Origin of the sequence: Pseudomonas sp. C1C7, assembly GCF_013359595.1 — a bacterium.
Classification (GTDB): Bacteria; Pseudomonadota; Gammaproteobacteria; order Pseudomonadales; family Pseudomonadaceae; genus Aquipseudomonas.
This window is the reverse complement of sequence record NZ_JABFMP010000003.1, coordinates 274,616-296,256: the sequence shown is the minus strand read 5'-3', so window position 1 is coordinate 296,256 and position 21,641 is coordinate 274,616. Positions and strand designations below refer to the sequence as shown.

Sequence of the window (21,641 nt, the reverse complement as noted above, 5' to 3'; positions counted from 1 at the left end):
ATGCACGCTTTGCAAGCCAAGATCCTCGACCCACGCATCGGTACCGAATTCCCGCTGCCGCAGTACGCCACCCCAGGCTCCGCCGGCCTCGACCTGCGCGCCATGCTGGAACAAGACATCGTGATCAAGCCGGGCGAAACCGTGCTGATCCCGACCGGGCTGTCGGTGTATATCGGCGACCCGAACCTGGCCGCGCTGATCCTGCCGCGCTCCGGCCTGGGCCATAAGCACGGCATCGTGCTGGGCAACCTGGTCGGCCTGATCGACTCGGACTACCAGGGCCCGCTGATGGTCTCCTGCTGGAACCGCGGTCAGGCCGACTTCACCATGGCCGTCGGCGAGCGCCTGGCGCAGCTGGTCCTGGTGCCGGTGGTCCAGGCGCATTTCGAGATGGTCGAAGAGTTCGTCGAGACCCAGCGCGGCACCGGCGGTTTTGGCCATTCGGGCACCAATTAACCGGTAAAAATGCCCACCCCTGTTATGTAACGTTCACCGCGCAGAATCAGGGCATTGGCCGCTAAAACAGCCGCCGGCATCGCTGGCATGGCCTTTTCGCACCACGAACTCTCTGGGAAAAACGCCGTCATACCTTTCAGTTTGAGCCGGCCGGCGAGTGATTCGCCGGCCGGTCCAGCCACTTTCAAGATGGAGCATTTCCGCAGATGAGCACCCCCGCCCGCGTCGCCCCCAAGTTCCCCGACAGTATTTTCCGCGCCTACGACATTCGCGGCACCGTCCCGGAATTTCTGAACGCTGAGACGGCTTACTGGCTCGGTCGCGCCATTGGTGCCCAAAGTCTGTCCCAGAATGAACCGAACGTTTCCGTAGGCCGTGATGGTCGCCTTTCAGGCCCGGAACTGGTCGAGCAATTGATCCAGGGCCTGGCCGACAGCGGCTGCCACGTCAGCGATGTCGGTCTGGTGCCGACGCCTGCCCTGTACTACGCCGCCAACGTACTGGCCGGCAAATCCGGCGTGATGCTGACCGGCAGCCACAACCCGTCGAACTACAACGGCTTCAAGATCGTCATCGCCGGTGACACCCTGGCCAACGAACAGATCCAGGCCCTGCATGACCGCCTCAAGACCAACAACTTGAGCAGCGGCACCGGCAGCATCACCAAAGTCGAAATCCTCGACGGCTACACCACCACCATCGTTCAGGACATCAAGCTGGCCCGTCGCCTGAAAGTCGTGGTGGACTGCGGCAACGGCGCCGCCGGCGTAATCGCCCCGCAACTGATCGAAGCGCTGAACTGCGAAGTCATCCCGCTGTTCTGCGAAGTCGACGGCAACTTCCCGAACCACCACCCGGACCCGGGCAAGCCTGAAAACCTCGTGGACCTGATCGCCAAGGTCAAGGAAACCAAGGCCGACATCGGCCTGGCCTTCGACGGTGACGGCGACCGCGTGGGCGTGGTGACCAACACCGGCAGCATCGTCTACCCGGACCGCCTGCTGATGCTGTTCGCCCGTGACGTGGTGGCGCGCAACCCGGACGCGGAAATCATCTTCGACGTCAAATGCACCCGCCGCCTGACGCCGCTGATCAAGGAATACGGCGGTCGTGCGCTAATGTGGAAGACCGGTCACTCGTTGATCAAAAAGAAAATGAAGCAAACTGGCGCCCTGCTGGCCGGCGAAATGAGCGGGCACATCTTCTTCAAGGAGCGCTGGTTCGGTTTCGACGACGGCATTTACAGCGCCGCCCGGTTGCTGGAGATCCTGAGCAAGGAAAAATCCACCGCGGAAGAGCTGTTCGCCACCTTCCCGAACGATATTTCTACGCCGGAAATCAATATCCATGTGACCGAAGAGAGCAAATTCAGCATCATTGATGCATTGCATGACGCGCAGTGGGGCGCAGGCGCCGACCTGACCACCATTGACGGCGTGCGAGTCGACTACGCCAAAGGCTGGGGCCTGGTTCGCGCCTCCAACACCACACCGGTGCTGGTACTGCGCTTCGAGGCCGATGACGAGGCTGAATTGCAACGCATCAAGGACGTCTTCCACGTCCAGCTGAAGCGTGTTGCACCTGATCTCCAACTACCGTTCTGATTCACCCGGAGCCCTGAATGACCCTCGAACGCGAAGCCGCCGCCAACACCGCCAAGGTCCTGTCCGAAGCGCTGCCTTACATTCGCCGATATGTCGGCAAGACACTGGTGATCAAATACGGCGGCAACGCGATGGAAAGCGAGGAGCTGAAAACCGGCTTCGCCCGCGACATCGTGCTGATGAAAGCCGTGGGCATCAACCCGGTCGTGGTTCACGGCGGCGGCCCGCAAATCGGTGATCTGCTCAAGCGCCTGTCCATCGAGAGCCATTTCGTCGACGGCATGCGCGTCACCGATGCCGCGACCATGGACGTGGTGGAGATGGTCCTGGGCGGCCAGGTCAACAAGGACATCGTCAACCTGATCAACCGTCACGGCGGCAGCGCCATCGGCCTGACCGGTAAAGACGCCGAGCTGATTCGCGCGAAGAAGCTCACCGTCACCCGTCAGACCCCGGACATGACCCAGCCGGAAATCATCGACATCGGTCACGTCGGCGAAGTGGTCGGGATCAACACCGACCTGCTGAACCTGCTGGTCAAAGGCGATTTCATCCCGGTGATCGCACCGATCGGCGTTGGCGAGAACGGCGAGTCGTACAACATCAACGCTGACCTGGTGGCCGGTAAAGTCGCCGAGGCGCTGAAAGCCGAGAAGCTGATGCTGCTGACCAACATCGCCGGCCTGATGGACAAGCAAGGCAAGGTGCTGACCGGTCTGAGCACTGCGCAGGTCGACGCGCTGATCGCCGACGGCACCATCTACGGCGGCATGCTGCCGAAGATCCGTTGCGCGCTGGAAGCGGTCCAGGGCGGCGTGGGCAGCTCGCTGATCATCGACGGTCGCGTACGGAATGCGGTCCTGCTGGAAATCTTCACCGATACCGGCGTGGGCACCCTGATCAGCAACCGCAAGCGTCCGTAAGCGGTAGCACCTACAACAAGACCCCGCTCGGCCAGGCCGAGCGGGGTCTTTTTTTGCCTTCGATCCCTGTAGGAGCTGCCGAAGGCTGCGATCTTTTGATCTTGTTTTAAAAAATCAAAAGATCGCAGCCTTCGGCAGCTCCTACAGGGGGAAATGCGTTATACGCCGAACTGGGCGCGGTACGCTTCCACGGCAGGCAGGTGTTGCTTGAGCTGCGGATCGTCAGCCAGGAACTCCAGCACCTGGTTCAACGAAACAATGCTGATCACCGGAATGCCGAAGTCGCGCTCCACTTCCTGGATCGCCGACAGCTCGCCGTTGCCACGTTCCTGACGGTTCAGGGCGATCAGCACGCCGGTGGCCTTGGCGCCTTCCTGGGAAGCGATGATCTGCATCACTTCGCGAATGGCGGTGCCGGCGGTGATCACGTCGTCGATGATCAGCACTTCGCCGGTCAGCGGTGCGCCAACCAGGCTGCCGCCTTCGCCGTGGGCCTTGGCTTCCTTGCGGTTGAAGCACCATGGCAGGTCACGGTTGTGATGCTCGGCCAACGCCACCGCAGTGGTCGCCGCCAGGGGAATGCCCTTGTAGGCCGGACCGAACAGAACATCGAAGGGAATGCCGCTTTCGGCAATGGCTGCGGCGTAGAAACGCCCCAGCTGCGCCAGGGCCGTGCCCGAATTGAACAGGCCGGCGTTGAAGAAGTAAGGACTGGTGCGTCCGGACTTCAGGGTGAACTCACCGAAGCGCAAAACGCCGCGATCGATGGCAAAACGAATGAAATCGCGCTGATACGCTTGCATGAAAAAAACCCCAAATACCACGGATTTAGCTAAATAGCTTGACGCCGTGTATCATACACGCACGCGATTTTTGGGGCCATTTATGCGGATCATCAGTGTGAACGTCAATGGTATTCAGGCTGCAGTCGAGCGAGGTTTGCTCAGTTGGCTGCAGGCACAGAATGCCGACGTCATCTGCCTGCAGGACACCCGTGCCTCCGCCTTTGAACTGGACGATCCAGCCTTCCAACTGGATGGATACTTCCTTTATGCCTGCGACGCAGAAGTCCCCGCCCAAGGTGGCGTGGCTTTGTACTCGCGGTTGCAACCGAAGGCTGTCATCAGCGGTCTCGGTTTCGAGACGGCCGACCGCTACGGGCGCTACCTGCAAGCCGATTTCGACAAAGTCAGTATTGCAACCTTGCTGCTTCCTTCGGGTATGAACGGCGATGAGGACTTGAACCAGAAGTTCAAGCTCATGGACGACTTCGGAAAATACCTGGACAAGCAACGGCGCAAACGCCGCGAGTACATCTATTGTGGCTCGCTGTACGTGGCGCAACAGAAGCTGGACATCAAGAACTGGCGCGACAGCCAGCAATCACCGGGCTTCCTGGCACCTGAACGTGCCTGGATGGACGAGATTGTCGGCAACATGGGCTACGTAGATGCCTTGCGCGAAGTCAGCCGCGAAGGCGACCAGTACAGCTGGTGGCCGGACACCGAACAGGCCGAAATGCTCAATCTCGGCTGGCGGTTCGACTACCAGATCCTGACGCCGGGCCTGCGCCGCTTCGTACGCAGCGCACGCCTGCCACGTCAGCCACGCTTCTCGCAGCACGCGCCGCTGATCGTGGATTACGACTGGACGCTAACCATCTAGACGACACGCAGTAAAAAAAGCCCGTATCGCAAGATACGGGCTTTTTTATGCGTCAGTTCGAGCAAGCCAAGCTTCTCAGACCGTGGCAAAAAACGGCAGGGCCAAATACAGCTTGATCACGATGACATTGACAATGTCGATGAAGAACGCACCTACCATTGGTACTACCAGAAACGCGATCTGTGAAGGCCCATAGCGCTGCGTCACCGCCTGCATGTTAGCGATAGCCGTGGGTGTCGCACCCAGCCCGAAACCACAGTGCCCCGCCGCCAACACCGCCGCATCGTAGTTTCTACCCATCATTCTGAAAGTCACGAAGATCGCAAAAAGAGCCATGACCAACGCCTGCACGGCCAGGATGATGAAGATCGGCAAAGCCAGCGCCGCCAGGTCCCACAGTTTGAGCGACATCAACGCAATCGCGAGAAACAGTGACAGGCTGACATTGCCCAGCACCGAGACTTCACGCTCGAATACCCGATACAAACCGAATGCCGAAAGACCGTTGCGCAGCAACACGCCCACGAACAGCACGCAAACGAATGTCGGTAACTCAAACGCCGTCCCATGTAGCAGGCCATTTAAAAGATTGCCCGCCAGCAGGCTGACTGCGATCAGAGCCAGGGTTTCGATAAACGTAAAGGGCGTGATTGAGCGCTCTTTGTTCGGCTGCTCAAAACCCTTCGGCAATTGCGGTGTCTCCTGCATGTTGCAGCCGGGCACGTCCACACGCTTGATGAGCACGCGCGCAACCGGGCCACCAATCAATCCGCCCAACACCAGACCGAACGTCGCGGAGGCTATGGCCAGTTCAGAGGCGGAAGCCAGACCGTATTTCTCATTGAATACGGTTCCCCATGCAGCGCCGGTTCCGTGACCGCCGGCCAGGGTAATCGAACCCGTCAACAACCCCATCAGCGGATCGAGCCCCAATATCTTTGCCAGTCCGATACCCATGGCGTTCTGCAGCACCAGAAGCCCGATGACCGCCAATAGAAATACTCCCACTACGCGACCGCCTTTCTTAAGGCTGGCAAAGTCTGCACTCAATCCGATAGTGGCAAAAAACGCCAGCATGAGGGGCGTTTGCAGCGAAGTATCGAAACGAACTTCAACATCAAGTGATCGCAACAGCAGAAGACCAACAGCAACCAACAGGCCGCCCGCTACAGGCTCGGGGATATTGAAGTTGCGGAGAAAACCAACACGAGCGATAAGACCGCGTCCCAAAAGAAGCACCAGAGAGGCGGCCACGAGCGTTCCATAAAAATCGAGCTGAATCATTTGAATTATTCTTGGCTATATATCCATAGGCGAACTGCTCCCTGTGCACGCCTTATGAATCGGCTGAATCTCTCAACACTGACTACACTGGAATTCAAGAACCTTCGATGGCTTGAAAATATAGAAATATCTTTGAATGAATATTTCGTGCGCGGACTTTAGCAATCACAAAGTCTCACTGCCAAGGGCATGAACAGCACTAAGGCGTTGCAGTTGTGACCAAAGATGTAATAGCGGCATATATAAAAAACTTTCTCTGCCATTCATCGCGAGCAGATTAGTCCTACATACATTAGTGGCTAATTTAGCTGCAAAAAAACCCTGACAAGTCAGGGCTTTTTATATTTAAAACATTCGAAATTGCATCTTCCAAAATGAAAGCTTTGATTGAACGCTATTTGATCAAACGCCATGTGAAAGGATAACGGTATGGAAAACCCTCATTGGCTTTCACCCCACCGATTATCGTCAGCACCAAAGCGCCGATAGCGATCAATCCAAACAGGAAGAACCCGATAATCACCACCATCAGCAGCAAACTGACGGCGGAAGCGATAGCAACGGTGATCTGAAAATTCAGCGCTTCCTTGCCTTGGGCATCGATGAACGGGTCCATCTCGCGCTTCATTTGCCACAGGATCAGCGGGCCGATCAGCGTACCGAACGGAATCCAGATCCCCAGCAAGGCGGACAAGTGACAGAACATCGCCCACTGCCGGACTTCTTTGCTCGGGGTGGGAAGCAATTGTTGCTCGTCACTCATGGCGTCCTCCTTGCCTGTGATGATCCGATCAGTCAGCCAGTGCAGCTTTTTGCAGATCGAAGATTTCGTTCATACCTTTTTTCGCCAGCTCCAGCATGGCGTTCAGCTCTTCAGGCTGGAACGGCGCGCCTTCGGCGGTGCCCTGAACTTCGATGAAACCGCCGGTGCTGGTCATCACCACGTTCAGATCGGTCTCGGCAGCCGAATCCTCAAGATAGTCGAGGTCGAGCACCGCTTCACCCTGGTACATGCCAACGGAAACGGCACCGATCATTTGCTTGAGCGGGTCGCCGCCTTTCAGGCCGCCGCGCTTCTTGATCACTTTCAGGGCATCGACCAGCGCAACCATGGCGCCGGTGATGGAAGCGGTACGGGTACCGCCGTCAGCCTGGATCACGTCGCAATCGACGTACAGGGTGACGTCGCCCAGCTTGGACATGTCCAGCGCAGCGCGCAGGGAACGACCGATCAGACGCTGGATTTCCAGGGTACGGCCGCCTTGCTTGCCGCGGCTCGCTTCACGCTGGTTACGCTCGCCGGTGGCGCGCGGCAGCATGCCGTACTCGGCGGTCAGCCAGCCCTGACCCTGGCCTTTGAGGAACCGTGGCACGCCGTTTTCGACGCTGACGGTGCAGATGACTTTGGTATCACCGAACTCGACCAGTACAGAACCCTCGGCGTGTTTGGTGTAGTTGCGGGTAATGCGGATCGAGCGGAGCTGATCGGCAGCGCGACCACTTGGACGTTTCATAAGGGATACCTGTACGGGGACGGAAAACTGCGGAGCATTATAGAGCCGCCAGCCACCGGTGGGCACTTCTAAAAAAATTCCTCCGACGAGCAAAGGCTCTGAACGGCCCGTCGCCGACGACCTGCAGGCCTTTGTCACTTCGTGTGTTTGGGGGCATCCGCCGCTCTGCGCTACAATCCTGCGCCTTTGCTGCCAGTCGGCTTTAATTCATTGATATCGGATTCCCGGAACCACTGTTTCTGGCCGATCTGCATTGCGAGGTACCTCCATGGTGCACAGCATGACCGCCTTCGCCCGCGTCGAGAAAGCCGGCGCCCAGGGCACCCTGAGCTGGGAACTGCGATCGGTCAACAGCCGCTACCTGGAGCCCCACGTGCGCCTGCCGGAGACCTTCCGCGATCTCGAGGGCGCCGTGCGCGAAGCCCTGCGCCAGGGCGTGTCCCGGGGCAAGCTCGAATGCACCCTGCGCTTCACCGAGGAAAACACCGGCAAGCCCCTGCAAGTGGACCAGGCCCGCGCGGCACAGCTGGTCGCAGCGGCCGAGACCATCGCCAGCCTGATCAAGAATCCCGCCGCCCTCAACCCCCTGGAAGTCCTGGCCTGGCCCGGCGTTCTGGTGGGCGACGCCACCGACCCGCAAGCCCTGAACGCCGAAGCGCTGGCCCTGTTCAACCAGGGCCTGAAGGAGCTCAAGGCCGGCCGCGAGCGCGAAGGCGCGGAGCTGGCCCGATTGATCGACGATCGCCTGACCGCCATCGAGGCCGACGTGGTCACCCTGCGTGAACTGGTTCCGCAGATGCTCGCCACCCAGCGCCAGAAAGTGCTCGACCGTTTTGCCGACATCAAGGCCGAGATGGACCCGCAGCGCCTGGAGCAGGAAATGGTCATGCTCGCACAAAAGAGCGACGTCGCCGAAGAACTGGACCGCCTGAGCACTCACATCATCGAAGTTCGCCGGGTGCTCAAATCCGGCGGCGCGGCCGGGCGACGCCTGGACTTCCTGATGCAGGAGCTCAACCGCGAAGCCAACACACTGGGCTCCAAGGCCTTCGATCCGCGCAGCACCCAGGCGGCGGTCAACCTCAAGGTGTTGATCGAGCAGATGCGCGAACAAGTGCAGAATATTGAGTAAGGCAAACCTGAAATGACCCACATCACCGGCACCCTGTACATCATTTCCGCCCCTTCGGGCGCGGGCAAAAGCAGCCTGGTCAAGGCGCTGACCGACGCCGTCCCGGAAATCCGCGTCTCGATCTCCCACACCACCCGCGCCATGCGCCCAGGTGAAGTGAACGGCGTGAACTATCACTTCGTCGACCGCACCGAGTTCGTGAAGATGATCGAGCACGGCGACTTCCTCGAGCGCGCCGAGGTATTCGGCAACCTTTACGGCACCTCGCAGAGCCATCTGCAGCAGACCCTGGACGAAGGCCACGACCTGATTCTGGAAATCGACTGGCAGGGCGCCGAGCAAGTGCGCAAGCTGATGCCGCAGGCCCGCTCGATCTTCATTCTGCCGCCGTCGTTGCAGGCCCTGCACCAGCGCCTGACCAACCGCGGCCAGGACAGCGACGAGATCATCGACGGCCGGATGCGCGAAGCCGTCAGCGAAATGAGCCACTACGTCGACTATGACTACCTGATCATCAACGACGATTTCGCTCACGCCCTGCACGATCTGAAGGCGATTTTCCGTGCCAATCAGCTGCAGCAGAAGCGTCAGCAGCAGCGTCACGGCAAATTGCTGGCTGAATTACTGGATTGATCCGCTCTTCCCAAAACCGCTGCGAGGGCTTTACATTGGCACTTGCAGCGCGTTGAAGGGCTTGATCAAAAAATCAGCGCTTCCCTAATCGCTGGTGATTTTTTAAACTGTCGAGTCCGCTCGCCCATCCGGGCAGCGCGCATATTGCATTTGCTACGAGGAAGACCATGGCCCGCGTAACCGTTGAAGACTGCCTAGAACACGTGGATAACCGCTTTGAGCTGGTCATGCTCTCTACCAAGCGTGCCCGTCAACTGGCCACCGGCGGCAAAGAACCGAAAGTTGCATGGGAAAACGACAAGCCTACCGTGGTCGCCCTGCGTGAAATCGCTGAAGGCCTGATCGACTACGCCGCTATCGCTGAAGCCGAAATCGTTGAAGATGAACCGCTTTTCGCTGCATTCGAGGACGAGTCCAACGAGGCCGTTTAAGCCTATGCCTGGTCGACGTAGCACGGCGCGGGATAACAGCTTACGGCAGGAGACATCATGCCGAGCATAGACGCCCTCGCCGATCGCTTATCGACCTACCTCGGCAAAGACCAGGTCAACCTGGTCCGCCGAGCGTATTTCTACGCCGAACAAGCCCATGACGGTCAACGCCGTCGCAGCGGCGAGGCGTACGTCACGCACCCACTCGCGGTGGCGAATATTCTTGCCGACATGCATATGGACCATCAGAGCCTGATGGCAGCCATGCTGCATGACGTCATCGAAGACACCGGTATCGCCAAGGAAGCGCTGCAAGCGCAGTTCGGCGAAACCGTGGCCGAACTGGTCGACGGGGTCAGCAAACTGACCCAGATGAACTTCGAGACCAAGGCCGAGGCGCAAGCCGAGAACTTCCAGAAAATGGCCATGGCCATGGCGCGCGACATTCGCGTGATCCTGGTCAAGCTGGCCGACCGCCTGCACAACATGCGCACGCTGGAAGTGCTGTCCGGCGAAAAACGCCGGCGCATCGCCAAGGAAACCCTGGAAATCTATGCCCCCATCGCCAACCGGCTGGGCATGCACGCCATCCGCATAGAATTCGAAGACCTGGGCTTCAAGGCCATGCACCCGATGCGTTCCGCGCGGATCTACCAGGCCGTCAAACGCGCCCGGGGCAACCGCAAGGAAATCGTCAACAAGATCGAGGAATCCCTCAGCCACTGCCTGGCCGTCGACGGCATCCAGGGCGAGGTCAGCGGTCGCCAGAAACACCTCTACGGCATCTACAAGAAAATGCGCGGCAAGCGTCGGGCCTTCAACGAGATCATGGACGTCTACGCGTTCCGGATCATCGTCGACAAGGTCGATACCTGCTACCGCGTGCTGGGCGCCGTACATAATTTGTACAAACCGTTGCCAGGTCGCTTCAAGGATTACATCGCGATCCCCAAGGCCAACGGCTACCAGTCGCTGCACACCACGTTGTTCGGCATGCACGGGGTTCCGATCGAGATCCAGATCCGCACCCGCGAAATGGAAGAGATGGCCAACAACGGCATCGCCGCCCACTGGCTGTACAAATCCAGCGGCGACGAGCAGCCGAAAGGCACTCACGCCCGCGCCCGCCAATGGGTCAAGGGCGTGCTGGAAATGCAGCAACGCGCCGGCAATTCGCTGGAATTCATCGAAAGCGTGAAGATCGACCTGTTCCCGGACGAGGTCTACGTGTTCACGCCCAAAGGCCGGATCATGGAGCTGCCCAAAGGCTCCACGGCGGTCGACTTCGCTTACGCGGTGCACACCGACGTGGGCAACAGCTGCATCGCCTGCCGCATCAACCGTCGTCTCGCGCCGCTGTCCGAACCGCTGCAAAGCGGCTCCACGGTCGAGATCGTCAGCGCTCCGGGCGCACGACCGAACCCGGCTTGGCTCAACTTCGTGGTTACCGGCAAGGCGCGTACGCACATCCGTCACGCGCTGAAACTGCAACGTCGTTCCGAGTCCGTCAGCCTGGGCGAGCGCCTGCTGAACAAGGTCCTCAACGGTTTCGACAGTTCGCTGGAAAAAATCCCGGCCGAGCGCATCAAGGCCATCCTCGCCGAATATCGCCTCGAACTGGCCGAAGATCTGCTCGAAGACATCGGTCTGGGCAACCGCATGGCCTATGTGGTGGCGCGCCGGCTGCTCGGCGAAGGCGAACAGCTGCCGAGTCCGGAAGGTCCGCTGGCGATTCGCGGCACCGAAGGCCTGGTACTCAGTTACGCCAAGTGCTGCACGCCGATCCCGGGCGACCCGATTGTCGGCCACCTGTCCGCGGGCAAAGGCATGGTCGTTCACCTGGACAACTGCCGTAACATCAGCGAAATCCGCCATAACCCGGAAAAATGCATCCAGCTCTCGTGGGCCAAGGATGTCACCGGCGAATTCAATGTCGAACTGCGCGTCGAGCTGGAACACCAGCGCGGCCTGATCGCGTTGCTGGCCAGCAGCGTCAACGCGGCGGACGGCAACATCGAGAAAATCAGCATGGACGAGCGCGATGGCCGCATCAGCGTCGTCCAACTGGTGGTCAGCGTGCATGACCGTGTGCACCTGGCCCGCGTGATCAAGAAACTGCGCGCCCTGACCGGGGTGATCCGCATCACCCGCATGCGCGCCTAGCTCGCCCCTATAGCCCATTCATCAAGGAGTCCTCATGACCAAGACCGTTATCACCAGCGACAAGGCCCCGGCCGCCATCGGTACTTACTCCCAGGCGATCAAGGCTGGCAACACCGTTTACATGTCGGGTCAGATTCCTCTGGACCCAAAGACCATGGAACTGGTTGAAGGCTTCGAAGCCCAGACCGTCCAGGTTTTCGAGAACCTCAAGGCCGTTGCCGAAGCCGCCGGCGGTTCGTTCAAGGACATCGTCAAGCTGAACATCTTCCTCACCGACCTGAGCCACTTCGCCAAGGTCAACGAGATCATGGGCAAGTACTTCGAGCAGCCTTACCCAGCCCGCGCCGCCATCGGCGTAGCGGCCCTGCCAAAGGGTTCGCAGGTTGAAATGGATGCCATCCTGGTCATCGAGTAATGTGTCCGGCGCAGCTCCCGGGCTGCGCCACCGCACTGCTGCACAGTAAAGCTTGAAAGGATTCCACCATGCGCAAAGCGCTTGTTCTCCCGCTGCTCGCCCTGCTCCTGGGCGGTTGTGCCAGCGACCCTGCCGATCGTGATATCAGCGGCACCTGGATCAATCAGGTGGCGATCGATGCAGCCTCCAAAGGCGTTCCCCTGCGCGAAGCGCTCCAGGCCTATGGCCCGAACCTGGAATGGGACGTCAACACCAAGGCCGGTCAGGCCCGCTACACCAATGGTTTTGAAAATGTCGACGGCAAGCTGTCGGGCGAAGAGTCCGGCGCCTGGAGAATCGACTTTTATGGCAGTTCCGGCAGTGAACTGAAGCGCGATGGCAAGCAACTGAGCCAGGCCGCGACTGAAAACGAACCTGCCCAGGTCTTCGATCGCGCACTGATTCCAGTGCCTGATGGCGCACCGATCGGTGCCAGTTTTGAACGTGCGTTGTACTCGGCCTATATGGGCGGCAGCTGGAAAGTTGTCAGCGGTCCCGGCGAAGGCGGCACCGTGCAATTCCAGGCCGACGGCCAGGTGATCGGCCTGCAGGGCGCTGATCGCTACGCGTTGTGCCTGGCCGGCGACTGCGCCTCGATGAGTGGCGGCAACGACAACATGTGGCTGCAGCTCAATGGCCAGGGCAATCCATGGATCTTTGCCCGTAAAGGCAAGGAACTGGAAATCTTCCAGGCCGTGAACACTGCATTGGCGGATGAAATGCCGCAGTTCACGCCGGGTGATCGCAAGTGGTTGCTGGAAAAACAGTAATTCACGCGTAAACAATGTGGGAGCGGGCTTGCTCGCGAATGCGGCGTGTCAGGCAACATCAATGTCGACTGACACTCCCTCTTCGCGAGCAAGCCCGCTCCCACATTTGTTTTGTGGCGCTGGGGATTCAGCTAGCGCCCTTCGAGAATCGCCGCATACCCCTCGCGGAAACTCGGGTACCTCGGCTCCCAACCCAACGCCTTCGCCCGGGCATTGCTGCAACGCTTGCTGCCGGTACGCCGGACGCTGGCGTCATCCGCCCACTCCGTCACACCCATGTACTCACGCAACCAGCCCACCACATCCGCCAGCGCTGCCGGCGCGTCGTCGACACCGATATAGACATCATCCAGCGCCACGCCACGACGATCCGCCTCAAGCAGGTACGCCATCAACCCGGCGGCGTCATCGGCATGAATTCGATTGGCATATAGCGGCGGATCGACCGTCACCCGATAACCCTGGCGCACCTGAGCAAGCAGCCGCTCACGGCCTGGTCCGTAGATGCCGGTCAAGCGCACAATGCTGGCTGGAATGCCGCTATTGAGTGCAACCTGCTCGGCTTCGAGCATCACACGCCCTGAAAAACCGGCTGCTACAGCCGGCGAAGCCTCGTCAACCCACTCACCCTCCTGTTGACCATAAACACTGCTGCTGGAAACGAACAGCAGACGATTGGGCACCTGCCCGTAGTCGCCAAGCCACTCCAGCACATGCTGCAAGCCTTGAATGTAGGCAGCGCGGTAACCGGCCTCATCGTGATTGGAGGCCGCCGCGCAATACACCAGGTAATCCACAGCACCAATCGGCCAGGTCATAGGGCAATCCTTGCTGAACAGGTCACCGGCTACGCCAATCACCCCATCAGGCAGACGTGAAACATCACGCCGCAAGCCATGAACCTCCCAGCCACCGGCCAGCAATTGCGTGGCAAGACGACTGCCGACATCACCGCAACCGGCGATCAAAACAGAAGGCACGGACATCGTAAAACTCCCTATGGAAACGCACAGACTAGCGCTGGCAATGGACGAGCGGCCAGCAATGCAGGAAAAAAAGATACTCTATTACTTTTGTTAACAAGAATTACTTGCAATAATACGCGCCACTTTTGCTCTCGGCCTTACGAGGACTGGAAGAGCATCATCGTTTTTCTTTTCTCAGGTCCGGCCAGCATGACACGCACCCAAACCCTCGCTTCGCCAACCAAACGACCTCGCGCCTGGAGCGCTGTGGCCGCCCTGCTTCTCAGCCTGATGCTGGCACCGGTTGCCGCTTTCGCTGACGCACAAGCGCCGGCCACTCCGGCCGCCACCTCCGCGGCGCCAGCTGACCACGCCGCACCTGCTGCTCCCGCCGCGACCGATCCTGCACAGGCAGTACCTGCGCCAGAAGCCCTCGGAGAAGATGTTCCTGAAGTCCTCGAAGCCGACAACACCCTGGGCATGGCCCATGACCTGTCGCCGTGGGGCATGTATCAGAACGCCGACGTCGTCGTGAAGACCGTGATGATCGGCCTGGCCATCGCCTCGATCATCACCTGGACCATCTGGATCGCCAAGGGCCTTGAGCTGATGGGCGCCAAGCGTCGTCTGCGCACCGAGATCGTCCACCTCAAAAAGGCCGCGACCCTCAAGGAAGCCAGCGCCAGCGCCACCAAGCCAGGTACCTTGGCCAACCTGCTGGTGCACGACGCCCTGGAAGAAATGCACCTGTCGGCCAGCGCCCGTGAAAAAGAAGGCATCAAGGAGCGCGTCAGCTTCCGCCTGGAACGTCTGGTTGCGGCCGCCGGTCGCAGCATGAGCAGCGGCACCGGCGTGCTCGCCACCATCGGTTCCACCGCGCCGTTCGTCGGTCTGTTCGGTACCGTCTGGGGCATCATGAACAGCTTCATCGGCATCGCCAAAACCCAGACCACCAACCTCGCCGTCGTAGCGCCCGGTATCGCTGAAGCGCTGCTGGCAACGGCTCTGGGCCTGGTGGCGGCGATTCCTGCGGTGGTCATCTACAACGTGTTCGCCCGCTCCATCACCGGTTACAAGGCTCAAGTGGCCGATGCATCGGCAGAAGTCCTGCTGCTGGTCAGCCGTGACCTCGACCACCAGCCTGAGCGCAGCTCGCAACCGCACATGGTGAAAGTGGGGTAATCGGCCATGGGCCTGCATTTGAAAGAAGGGGCAGACGACGATCTGTCCGAAAACCACGAAATCAACGTCACGCCGTTCATCGACGTCATGTTGGTGTTGCTGATCATCTTCATGGTGGCCGCCCCGCTGGCCACCGTGGACATCAAGGTCGACCTGCCGGCGTCCACCGCCAAACCGGCGCCGCGGCCGGAGAAACCGGTGTTCCTCAGCGTCAAGGCTGACCAACGCCTGTACCTGGGCGACGACGAAGTGAAGGCCGAAGCACTCGGCGCCACACTCGACGCCAAGACCCAGGGCAAGAAAGACACGACGATCTTCTTCCAGGCCGACAAGGGCGTGGATTACGGCGACCTGATGAGCGTGATGGACAACCTGCGCTCGGCCGGTTACCTGAAGGTCGGTTTGGTTGGCCTCGAGTCGGCAGTCAAGAAATGATCACAACGCGCCATAAGCTGACGCGTTACAGCGGTAGCCTGGCCATTGTGCTGGGTGTTCACGCGCTGGCCATTGCGCTGGCCGTGAACTGGACCGCCCGCCCGCCCATCGAATTGCCACCCCAGGCAATGATGGTCGAGCTGGCACCGGTTCCAGCCCCGCCACCGCCTGCACCGCCGAAGGTCGTCACCCCGCCGCAGCCTCCGGCTCCGGTTGAAGAACTGCCGATTCCGAAGCTCGCTGAAGCGCCGAAGGCCGAGATTGCCGTGCCCAAGCCGGTCAAGCCGAAGCCCAAGCCGCAACCGCCCAAGCCTGTGGAGAAGAAGCCGGAGCCGCCGAAGGAAAAGCCTTCGGAAGCCAAACCGAGCGAAGCCCCACCGACACCCGCGCCGACCGAGAAATCTGCTCAGCCGGTACCGGGCCCGTCTGCGGCTCAAGTGGCGGCGAAGGCCAGCTGGGAAGGTACGTTGCTCGCGCATTTGGCCAAGTACAAGAAGTACCCGGCCAGTGCGCAAGCCCGCGGAAAGCAAGGCACCAACCGCCTGCGCTTCGTGGTGGATGCCCAGGGCAACGTCCTGTCGTATGAATTGGTAGGGCCTTCCGGCACCGCCGATCTGGACCGGGCCACCCTGGAAATGATCCGCCGCGCCCAGCCGCTGCCGAAACCACCGGCTGACATGCTCACCAACGGCTCCATCGAAATCGTTGCGCCGTTTGTTTACTCGCTGGAAAACCGCCGGCGATAAAAAGCTGCAGATCAAAAGATCGCAGCCTTCGGCAGCGCCTACAGGTATCCATACGCCTTTGTAGGAGCTGCCGCAGGCTGCGATCTTTTTTGCTTTCTGCCTATCTGCTCGCATTGCCCGGTGTCGCCCGACACGCGCTCTCTGATAACGTGCGTCTATCGATTGCAGCCGGTATGCTTGGCCCGCAACTTCATGGACGCTTGCTATGACTCTGACAGAATTACGCTACATCGTTACCCTCGCCCAAGAGCAGCACTTCGGCCACGCGGCCGAGCGTTGCCACGTCAGCCAGCCGACCCTGTCGGTGGGCGTGAAAAAGCTTGAAGACGAACTCGGTGTGCTGATTTTCGAGCGCAGCAAAAGCGCCGTGCGCCTGACTCCAGTCGGCGAAGGCATCGTGGCCCAGGCACAAAAGGTGCTGGAGCAGGCCCAGGGCATTCGCGAACTGGCCCAGGCCGGCAAGAACCAGCTGACCGCCCCGCTGAAAGTCGGCGCAATCTACACCGTCGGCCCTTACCTGTTTCCCCACCTGATTCCACAACTGCACCGGGTCGCCCCGCAGATGCCGTTGTACATCGAAGAAAACTTCACCCACGTGCTGCGCGACAAGCTGCGCAACGGCGAACTAGACGCGATCATCATCGCCCTGCCGTTCAACGAAGCCGACGTGCTGACCCTGCAGCTCTACGACGAGCCGTTCTACGTCCTGATGCCAGCCCAGCACCCGTGGACGCAAAAGGAATCCATCGACGCCAACCTGCTCAACGACAAGAGCCTGTTGCTGCTCGGCGAAGGCCACTGCTTCCGCGACCAGGTGCTGGAAGCTTGCCCGACCCTGACCAAGGGCAACGACGGCGCCAAGCACACCACGGTGGAATCCAGCTCGCTGGAAACCATTCGCCACATGGTCGCCTCGGGCCTTGGCGTATCGATCCTGCCGCTGTCGGCGGTGGACAGTCACCACTATGCCCCTGGCGTGATCGAAGTCCGTCCGCTGTCGGCGCCGACGCCTTATCGCACGGTGGCGATCGCCTGGCGCGCCAGCTTCCCGCGGCCCAAGGCCATTGAAATCCTCGCTGACTCCATTCGCCTGTGCTCGGTGGCCAAGCCGTCCGCGCAGGTGGTGGCGGGCTAAGCACGCGTCATGACCGAGTTGTCGCAAGTGTCGGTGACGGCACTCAAGGGTGTCGGCGAAGCCATGGCCGAGAAGCTGGCCAAAGTCGGCCTGGAAAACCTTCAGGACGTGCTGTTTCACCTGCCGCTGCGCTATCAGGATCGCACCCGCGTGGTGCCCATCGGCGCGCTGCGCCCGGGACAGGATGCGGTGATCGAAGGCACTGTCAGCGGTGCCGACGTGGTGATGGGTCGTCGTCGCAGCCTGGTGGTGCGCCTGCAGGATGGCACCGGCGGGCTGAGCCTGCGCTTCTACCACTTCAGCAACGCTCAGAAAGAAGGCCTCAAGCGCGGCACGCGAATTCGTTGCTACGGAGAAGCGCGGCCCGGCGCTTCGGGGCTGGAGATCTACCACCCGGAATACCGCGCCATCACCGGCGACGAGCCGCCGCCCGTGGATGAAACCCTGACTCCGGTGTATCCGCTCACCGAAGGCCTGACCCAGCAACGCCTGCGTCAGTTGTGCATGCAGACCCTGACCATGCTCGGCCCCACCAGCCTGCCCGACTGGCTGCCGACCGAACTGGCCCGGGATTACCAACTGGCGCCGCTGGCCGATGCGATCCGCTATCTGCATCACCCGCCGGCCGACGCCGATGTCGACGAACTGGCGCTCGGTCATCACTGGGCCCAGCATCGTCTGGCCTTCGAAGAACTGCTGACCCACCAACTGTCCCAGCAGCGCCTGCGCGAAAGCATGCGTTCGTTGCGCGCACCGGCCATGCCCAAAGCCACGCAGTTGCCGGCCAAATACTTGGCCAATCTGGGCTTCAATCCCACCGGCGCGCAGCAACGGGTCGGCAACGAAATCGCCTACGACCTGAGTCAGCGCGAGCCCATGCTGCGGCTGATTCAGGGTGACGTCGGCGCGGGCAAGACCGTGGTCGCCGCCCTCGCCGCGCTGCAGGCCCTGGAAGCTGGCTATCAAGTGGCGCTGATGGCGCCCACCGAGATTCTCGCCGAGCAACATTTCATCACCTTCAAGCGCTGGCTCGAACCGCTGGGCATCGAAGTGGCGTGGCTGGCCGGCAAGCTCAAGGGCAAGAACCGCGCGGCCGCGCTGGAACAGATCGCCGGTGGCACACCGATGGTGGTGGGCACTCACGCGCTGTTTCAGGACGAAGTGCAATTCAAGAACCTGGCGCTGGTGATCATCGACGAACAACACCGCTTCGGTGTGCAGCAACGTCTCGCCCTGCGCCAGAAAGGCGTAGGCGGGCGCATGTGCCCGCACCAACTGATCATGACCGCCACGCCGATCCCGCGCACGCTGGCCATGAGCGCCTACGCCGACCTCGACACCTCGATACTCGACGAACTGCCGCCCGGCCGAACACCGGTCAACACCGTGTTGATCACCGACACCCGTCGCGTCGAAGTCATCGAGCGGGTGCGCAGCGCCTGTGCCGAAGGGCGTCAGGCCTACTGGGTGTGTACGCTGATCGAAGAGTCGGAAGAGCTGACCTGCCAGGCCGCCGAAACCACCCATGAAGACCTGACCGCCGCCCTTGGCGAGCTGAAGGTCGGGCTGATCCACGGCCGCATGAAGCCTGCCGAGAAAGCCGCGGTCATGGCCGAATTCAAGGCCGGCAACCTGCAGCTATTGGTCGCGACCACCGTGATCGAGGTCGGCGTGGACGTGCCCAACGCCAGCCTGATGATCATTGAAAACCCGGAACGCTTGGGCCTGGCGCAGCTGCACCAGCTGCGCGGTCGGGTCGGGCGAGGCAGCGCGGTCAGCCATTGCGTGCTGCTCTATCATCCGCCGCTGTCACAGATCGGCCGTCAGCGCCTGGGTATCATGCGCGAAACAAACGACGGCTTTGTCATCGCCGAAAAAGACCTCGAACTGCGCGGCCCCGGCGAAATGCTCGGCACGCGGCAAACCGGCCTGCTTCAATTCAAGGTCGCCGACCTGATGCGTGATGCCGACCTGCTGCCTGCGGTACGCGACGCCGCTCAAGCCCTGCTCGAACGCTGGCCGGACCACGTGAGCCCATTACTCGACCGCTGGCTGCGCCACGGACAGCAATATGGACAAGTGTGAGCACCGTCTCAGTTTCTGGAGGATGGGCATGAGCAAGCTGGTTATACTCCTGCCATTGTTTAAGTACGGATACAGACCATGACCGAAGCAGCCCTTGCACCCGCTACTCCGCACACTCCGTCGGTCATTCGGATGCTGCTGGACAAGCTGGGCATTGCCTATGAAGAAGTGCTCGACCATCACGGATTGAACCCGGCGCGCAAGGTCCAGGCCGTACTGCTCGACGATGCCGTCGGCTCGTTGATGGTGCTGTTCCCGCAGAGCCAGTTGCTCGACCTCAACCGTCTGACCGAACTCACCGGCCGCCGCCTGACGGCGGTGTCGACCGAGCGCCTGGTCAAGATGCTCGGCAAGCACAACCTGAGCCTGCTGCCGGGTCTGCCGGCCCTCACCAGCTCCCCGTGCCTGTATGACGAAAGCCTGCTGCGCGAGCCGAAGGTGCTGGTCAATTCGGGAGAGCCCGAAGTGCTGCTGGAAATCTCCAGCGAAGCCTTCAAGTCCATGCTCAGCAAAGCCAGCGCCGCCAACTTCGGCGAGCCGCTGAGCAGCATTCGTCCGAACCTCGATCGCCCCGATGACGATCGCGAGGAAATCACCCAGGCAGTCCAGGCGTTCACCGCACGGCGCATTCAGCAACGCCTGGAAGCGACCATCGAAATTCCGCCACTGGCCGAAACCGCACAGAAGATCATCAAGCTGCGCGTGGACCCCAACGCCACCATCGACGACATCACCGGCGTGGTCGAAACCGACCCGGCCCTGGCCGCGCAGGTCGTGAGCTGGGCAGCGTCGCCGTATTACGCCTCGCCGGGCAAGATCCGTTCGGTGGAAGATGCCATCGTGCGGGTGCTGGGTTTCGACCTGGTGATCAATCTGGCGCTGGGCCTGGCCCTGGGCAAAACCCTGAGCCTGCCCAAGGATCGCCCGCAACACAGCACGCCGTACTGGCAGCAATCGATCTACACCGCCGCCGTCATCGAAGGCCTGACTCGCGCCATGCCGCGCGCCCAGCGCCCGGAAGCCGGTCTGACTTACCTGGCGGGCCTGCTGCACAACTTCGGCTACCTGCTGCTGGCCCACGTGTTCCCGCCGCATTTCTCGCTGATCTGCCGCCACCTGGAGGTCAACCCGCACCTGTGCCACAGCTACATCGAGCAGCATCTGCTGGGTATCAGCCGTGAGCAGATCGGTTCGTGGCTGATGCGTTTCTGGGACATGCCCGAAGAGCTGGCCACCGCGCTGCGCTTCCAGCACGACCCGAACTACGACGGTGCATTCGCCGAGTACCCGAACCTGGTGTGCCTGTCCGTGCGCCTGCTGCGCAGCCACGGTATCGGCTCGGGGCCGGACGAGGACATTCCCGACGCTCTGCTCGAACGCCTGGGCCTGAGCCGCGAAAAGGCCAACGACGTGGTCAGCAAGGTGCTTGAGGCTGAGGTGTTGTTGCGCGAATTGGCGTCGCAGTTCAGCCAGTCCTGAAAGCTTCGCGGGCAAGCCTTGCTCCTACAGGGTTACATGGAACCCTGTAGGAGCGAGGCTTGCCCGCGAAGAACTCACCACAAATCCAACTGAATACCTCAAGCCTTGGGCTTGGCCTTCTTCGGCTTCAAATACTTGGTCAACCCCTGGAACCAGATCACCAGCGCCGGGTTGCCCTTGATCTGAATCGACTTGTCCTGAATCCCCGTCATGAACGCCAGTTGCTTGTTCTTCGCCTGCATCGTGGCAAAACCATAGCCCGCATCCTTGAAGGCGATGGCAAAGGCAGGCTCGGCGTAGAACCCGGCCTTGCTGGTGATGCGCTGATCCTTCACCCGGAAATGCCGCGCCACCTTGCCGTCCAGCGTCTGCAGTTGAAACACCAGCTCCTTGTCACCCAACTGCTGCTGGAATGCCGGATTGGTCCGGCTGGCCTTGCCCATCAACAAACCCAGCATCCACAGCAGAAAACGAAATTTCATGCGCAAGCCCCAATAGAAAAGTGAACGGCCGGCGCAGTGTAGCGACTTGGTACGGTAATGCCACTATCGAGTTGAGTTAGAAGAAGATGGACTGCTTTTTGAC

Annotated in this window: 21 protein-coding genes and 1 pseudogene; 16 read left to right on the top strand and 6 right to left on the bottom strand. The window is 60.7% G+C overall.

Annotated elements, in window-relative coordinates:
- The 3 genes and pseudogenes from dut (at window position 1) to argB (ending at window position 2,983) form a co-directional block, all read left to right on the top strand.
- Window positions 1-456 (top strand): dUTP diphosphatase, encoded by a 456-nt coding sequence (gene dut / locus HNO86_RS04435; protein ID WP_175375812.1) that lies wholly within the window; start codon window positions 1-3, stop codon window positions 454-456.
- 200 nt (window positions 457-656) lie between these two features.
- Window positions 657-2,060: pseudogene (locus tag HNO86_RS04430) on the top strand (phosphomannomutase/phosphoglucomutase); the annotation flags it as partial.
- A gap of 17 nt (window positions 2,061-2,077) precedes the next feature.
- On the top strand, window positions 2,078-2,983 hold the full coding sequence (gene argB / locus HNO86_RS04425; RefSeq protein WP_175375810.1) for an acetylglutamate kinase: 906 nt from the start codon (window positions 2,078-2,080) through the stop codon (window positions 2,981-2,983).
- A 158-nt stretch (window positions 2,984-3,141) separates the two neighbouring features.
- Here argB and pyrE read toward each other — a convergent pair whose 3' ends face one another.
- Window positions 3,142-3,786, bottom strand: a complete 645-nt coding sequence (pyrE, locus tag HNO86_RS04420) for an orotate phosphoribosyltransferase (protein WP_175375809.1) — start codon at window positions 3,784-3,786, stop codon at window positions 3,142-3,144.
- 82 nt (window positions 3,787-3,868) lie between these two features.
- Between pyrE and HNO86_RS04415 the strand changes: the two genes are divergently transcribed.
- The gene (locus tag HNO86_RS04415; protein WP_175375808.1) at window positions 3,869-4,648 is read left to right on the top strand and encodes an exodeoxyribonuclease III; all 780 of its coding nucleotides are present in this window, start codon (window positions 3,869-3,871) and stop codon (window positions 4,646-4,648) included.
- A 75-nt stretch (window positions 4,649-4,723) separates the two neighbouring features.
- Here HNO86_RS04415 and gltS read toward each other — a convergent pair whose 3' ends face one another.
- The 3 genes from gltS to rph all read right to left on the bottom strand — a co-directional run bounded on the left by gltS (window position 4,724) and on the right by rph (window position 7,446).
- A complete protein-coding gene (gene gltS / locus HNO86_RS04410; RefSeq protein ID WP_175375807.1) occupies window positions 4,724-5,932 on the bottom strand; it encodes a sodium/glutamate symporter in 1,209 nt (402 codons plus the stop codon).
- Window positions 5,933-6,326: 394 nt separating this feature from the next.
- Entirely contained in the window at window positions 6,327-6,695 is a 369-nt protein-coding gene (locus HNO86_RS04405) for a DUF4870 domain-containing protein (RefSeq protein WP_175375806.1), read from the bottom strand.
- A gap of 28 nt (window positions 6,696-6,723) precedes the next feature.
- Window positions 6,724-7,446, bottom strand: coding sequence for a ribonuclease PH (gene rph / locus HNO86_RS04400; RefSeq protein WP_175375805.1), 723 nt, complete (start codon window positions 7,444-7,446; stop codon window positions 6,724-6,726).
- 268 nt (window positions 7,447-7,714) lie between these two features.
- Here rph and HNO86_RS04395 point away from each other — a divergent pair, with 268 nt between their 5' ends.
- From HNO86_RS04395 to HNO86_RS04370, 6 genes are all read left to right on the top strand, one after another.
- Window positions 7,715-8,578: a YicC/YloC family endoribonuclease gene (locus HNO86_RS04395; protein WP_175375804.1), complete on the top strand. Its 864-nt coding sequence runs from the start codon at window positions 7,715-7,717 to the stop codon at window positions 8,576-8,578.
- Window positions 8,579-8,590: 12 nt separating this feature from the next.
- Complete coding sequence (gene gmk, locus HNO86_RS04390; protein ID WP_175375803.1) at window positions 8,591-9,211, top strand: guanylate kinase; 621 nt, start codon at window positions 8,591-8,593, stop codon at window positions 9,209-9,211.
- Between the two features lie 167 nt (window positions 9,212-9,378).
- The gene (rpoZ, locus tag HNO86_RS04385; RefSeq protein WP_007921129.1) at window positions 9,379-9,642 is read left to right on the top strand and encodes a DNA-directed RNA polymerase subunit omega; all 264 of its coding nucleotides are present in this window, start codon (window positions 9,379-9,381) and stop codon (window positions 9,640-9,642) included.
- 57 nt (window positions 9,643-9,699) lie between these two features.
- Window positions 9,700-11,805, top strand: coding sequence for a bifunctional GTP diphosphokinase/guanosine-3',5'-bis pyrophosphate 3'-pyrophosphohydrolase (spoT, locus tag HNO86_RS04380; RefSeq protein ID WP_175375802.1), 2,106 nt, complete (start codon window positions 9,700-9,702; stop codon window positions 11,803-11,805).
- 34 nt (window positions 11,806-11,839) lie between these two features.
- Complete coding sequence (locus HNO86_RS04375) at window positions 11,840-12,220, top strand: RidA family protein (RefSeq protein WP_110965535.1); 381 nt, start codon at window positions 11,840-11,842, stop codon at window positions 12,218-12,220.
- A 68-nt stretch (window positions 12,221-12,288) separates the two neighbouring features.
- Window positions 12,289-13,029, top strand: a complete 741-nt coding sequence (locus HNO86_RS04370) for a hypothetical protein (protein ID WP_175375801.1) — start codon at window positions 12,289-12,291, stop codon at window positions 13,027-13,029.
- 131 nt (window positions 13,030-13,160) lie between these two features.
- Here HNO86_RS04370 and HNO86_RS04365 read toward each other — a convergent pair whose 3' ends face one another.
- Window positions 13,161-14,015 (bottom strand): SDR family oxidoreductase, encoded by an 855-nt coding sequence (locus HNO86_RS04365; protein ID WP_175375800.1) that lies wholly within the window; start codon window positions 14,013-14,015, stop codon window positions 13,161-13,163.
- 189 nt (window positions 14,016-14,204) lie between these two features.
- Between HNO86_RS04365 and exbB the strand changes: the two genes are divergently transcribed.
- The 6 genes from exbB to HNO86_RS04335 all read left to right on the top strand — a co-directional run bounded on the left by exbB (window position 14,205) and on the right by HNO86_RS04335 (window position 21,056).
- A complete protein-coding gene (gene exbB / locus HNO86_RS04360) occupies window positions 14,205-15,176 on the top strand; it encodes a tonB-system energizer ExbB (RefSeq protein WP_175375799.1) in 972 nt (323 codons plus the stop codon).
- Window positions 15,177-15,182: 6 nt separating this feature from the next.
- Complete coding sequence (exbD, locus tag HNO86_RS04355; protein ID WP_175375798.1) at window positions 15,183-15,611, top strand: TonB system transport protein ExbD; 429 nt, start codon at window positions 15,183-15,185, stop codon at window positions 15,609-15,611.
- Complete coding sequence (locus HNO86_RS04350; RefSeq protein ID WP_175375797.1) at window positions 15,608-16,357, top strand: energy transducer TonB; 750 nt, start codon at window positions 15,608-15,610, stop codon at window positions 16,355-16,357. The genes exbD and HNO86_RS04350 overlap by 4 nt, the downstream gene beginning before the upstream one ends.
- Window positions 16,358-16,562: 205 nt before the next feature.
- Entirely contained in the window at window positions 16,563-17,492 is a 930-nt protein-coding gene (locus tag HNO86_RS04345) for a hydrogen peroxide-inducible genes activator (RefSeq protein ID WP_175375796.1), read from the top strand.
- A gap of 9 nt (window positions 17,493-17,501) precedes the next feature.
- The gene (gene recG / locus HNO86_RS04340) at window positions 17,502-19,577 is read left to right on the top strand and encodes an ATP-dependent DNA helicase RecG (protein ID WP_175375795.1); all 2,076 of its coding nucleotides are present in this window, start codon (window positions 17,502-17,504) and stop codon (window positions 19,575-19,577) included.
- Window positions 19,578-19,655: 78 nt separating this feature from the next.
- The gene (locus HNO86_RS04335; protein ID WP_175375794.1) at window positions 19,656-21,056 is read left to right on the top strand and encodes an aminoacyl-tRNA deacylase and HDOD domain-containing protein; all 1,401 of its coding nucleotides are present in this window, start codon (window positions 19,656-19,658) and stop codon (window positions 21,054-21,056) included.
- A 98-nt stretch (window positions 21,057-21,154) separates the two neighbouring features.
- Here HNO86_RS04335 and HNO86_RS04330 read toward each other — a convergent pair whose 3' ends face one another.
- The gene (locus HNO86_RS04330) at window positions 21,155-21,538 is read right to left on the bottom strand and encodes a helicase (protein ID WP_175375793.1); all 384 of its coding nucleotides are present in this window, start codon (window positions 21,536-21,538) and stop codon (window positions 21,155-21,157) included.
- Window positions 21,539-21,641: the final 103 nt, after the last annotated feature.

Coding starts and splice junctions, on each gene's coding strand:
- spoT (WP_175375802.1), top strand. CDS start 9,700: ATGCCGAGCATAGACGCCCTCGCCGATCGCTTATCGACCTACCTCGGC.
- HNO86_RS04415 (WP_175375808.1), top strand. CDS start 3,869: ATGCGGATCATCAGTGTGAACGTCAATGGTATTCAGGCTGCAGTCGAG.
- exbB (WP_175375799.1), top strand. CDS start 14,205: ATGACACGCACCCAAACCCTCGCTTCGCCAACCAAACGACCTCGCGCC.
- HNO86_RS04330 (WP_175375793.1), bottom strand. CDS start 21,538: ATGAAATTTCGTTTTCTGCTGTGGATGCTGGGTTTGTTGATGGGCAAG.
- recG (WP_175375795.1), top strand. CDS start 17,502: ATGACCGAGTTGTCGCAAGTGTCGGTGACGGCACTCAAGGGTGTCGGC.
- HNO86_RS04345 (WP_175375796.1), top strand. CDS start 16,563: ATGACTCTGACAGAATTACGCTACATCGTTACCCTCGCCCAAGAGCAG.
- pyrE (WP_175375809.1), bottom strand. CDS start 3,786: ATGCAAGCGTATCAGCGCGATTTCATTCGTTTTGCCATCGATCGCGGC.
- HNO86_RS04350 (WP_175375797.1), top strand. CDS start 15,608: ATGATCACAACGCGCCATAAGCTGACGCGTTACAGCGGTAGCCTGGCC.
- rph (WP_175375805.1), bottom strand. CDS start 7,446: ATGAAACGTCCAAGTGGTCGCGCTGCCGATCAGCTCCGCTCGATCCGC.
- dut (WP_175375812.1), top strand. CDS start 1: ATGCACGCTTTGCAAGCCAAGATCCTCGACCCACGCATCGGTACCGAA.
- HNO86_RS04365 (WP_175375800.1), bottom strand. CDS start 14,015: ATGTCCGTGCCTTCTGTTTTGATCGCCGGTTGCGGTGATGTCGGCAGT.
- gltS (WP_175375807.1), bottom strand. CDS start 5,932: ATGATTCAGCTCGATTTTTATGGAACGCTCGTGGCCGCCTCTCTGGTG.
- HNO86_RS04395 (WP_175375804.1), top strand. CDS start 7,715: ATGGTGCACAGCATGACCGCCTTCGCCCGCGTCGAGAAAGCCGGCGCC.
- rpoZ (WP_007921129.1), top strand. CDS start 9,379: ATGGCCCGCGTAACCGTTGAAGACTGCCTAGAACACGTGGATAACCGC.
- argB (WP_175375810.1), top strand. CDS start 2,078: ATGACCCTCGAACGCGAAGCCGCCGCCAACACCGCCAAGGTCCTGTCC.
- HNO86_RS04375 (WP_110965535.1), top strand. CDS start 11,840: ATGACCAAGACCGTTATCACCAGCGACAAGGCCCCGGCCGCCATCGGT.
- HNO86_RS04335 (WP_175375794.1), top strand. CDS start 19,656: ATGACCGAAGCAGCCCTTGCACCCGCTACTCCGCACACTCCGTCGGTC.
- gmk (WP_175375803.1), top strand. CDS start 8,591: ATGACCCACATCACCGGCACCCTGTACATCATTTCCGCCCCTTCGGGC.
- HNO86_RS04405 (WP_175375806.1), bottom strand. CDS start 6,695: ATGAGTGACGAGCAACAATTGCTTCCCACCCCGAGCAAAGAAGTCCGG.
- exbD (WP_175375798.1), top strand. CDS start 15,183: ATGGGCCTGCATTTGAAAGAAGGGGCAGACGACGATCTGTCCGAAAAC.
- HNO86_RS04370 (WP_175375801.1), top strand. CDS start 12,289: ATGCGCAAAGCGCTTGTTCTCCCGCTGCTCGCCCTGCTCCTGGGCGGT.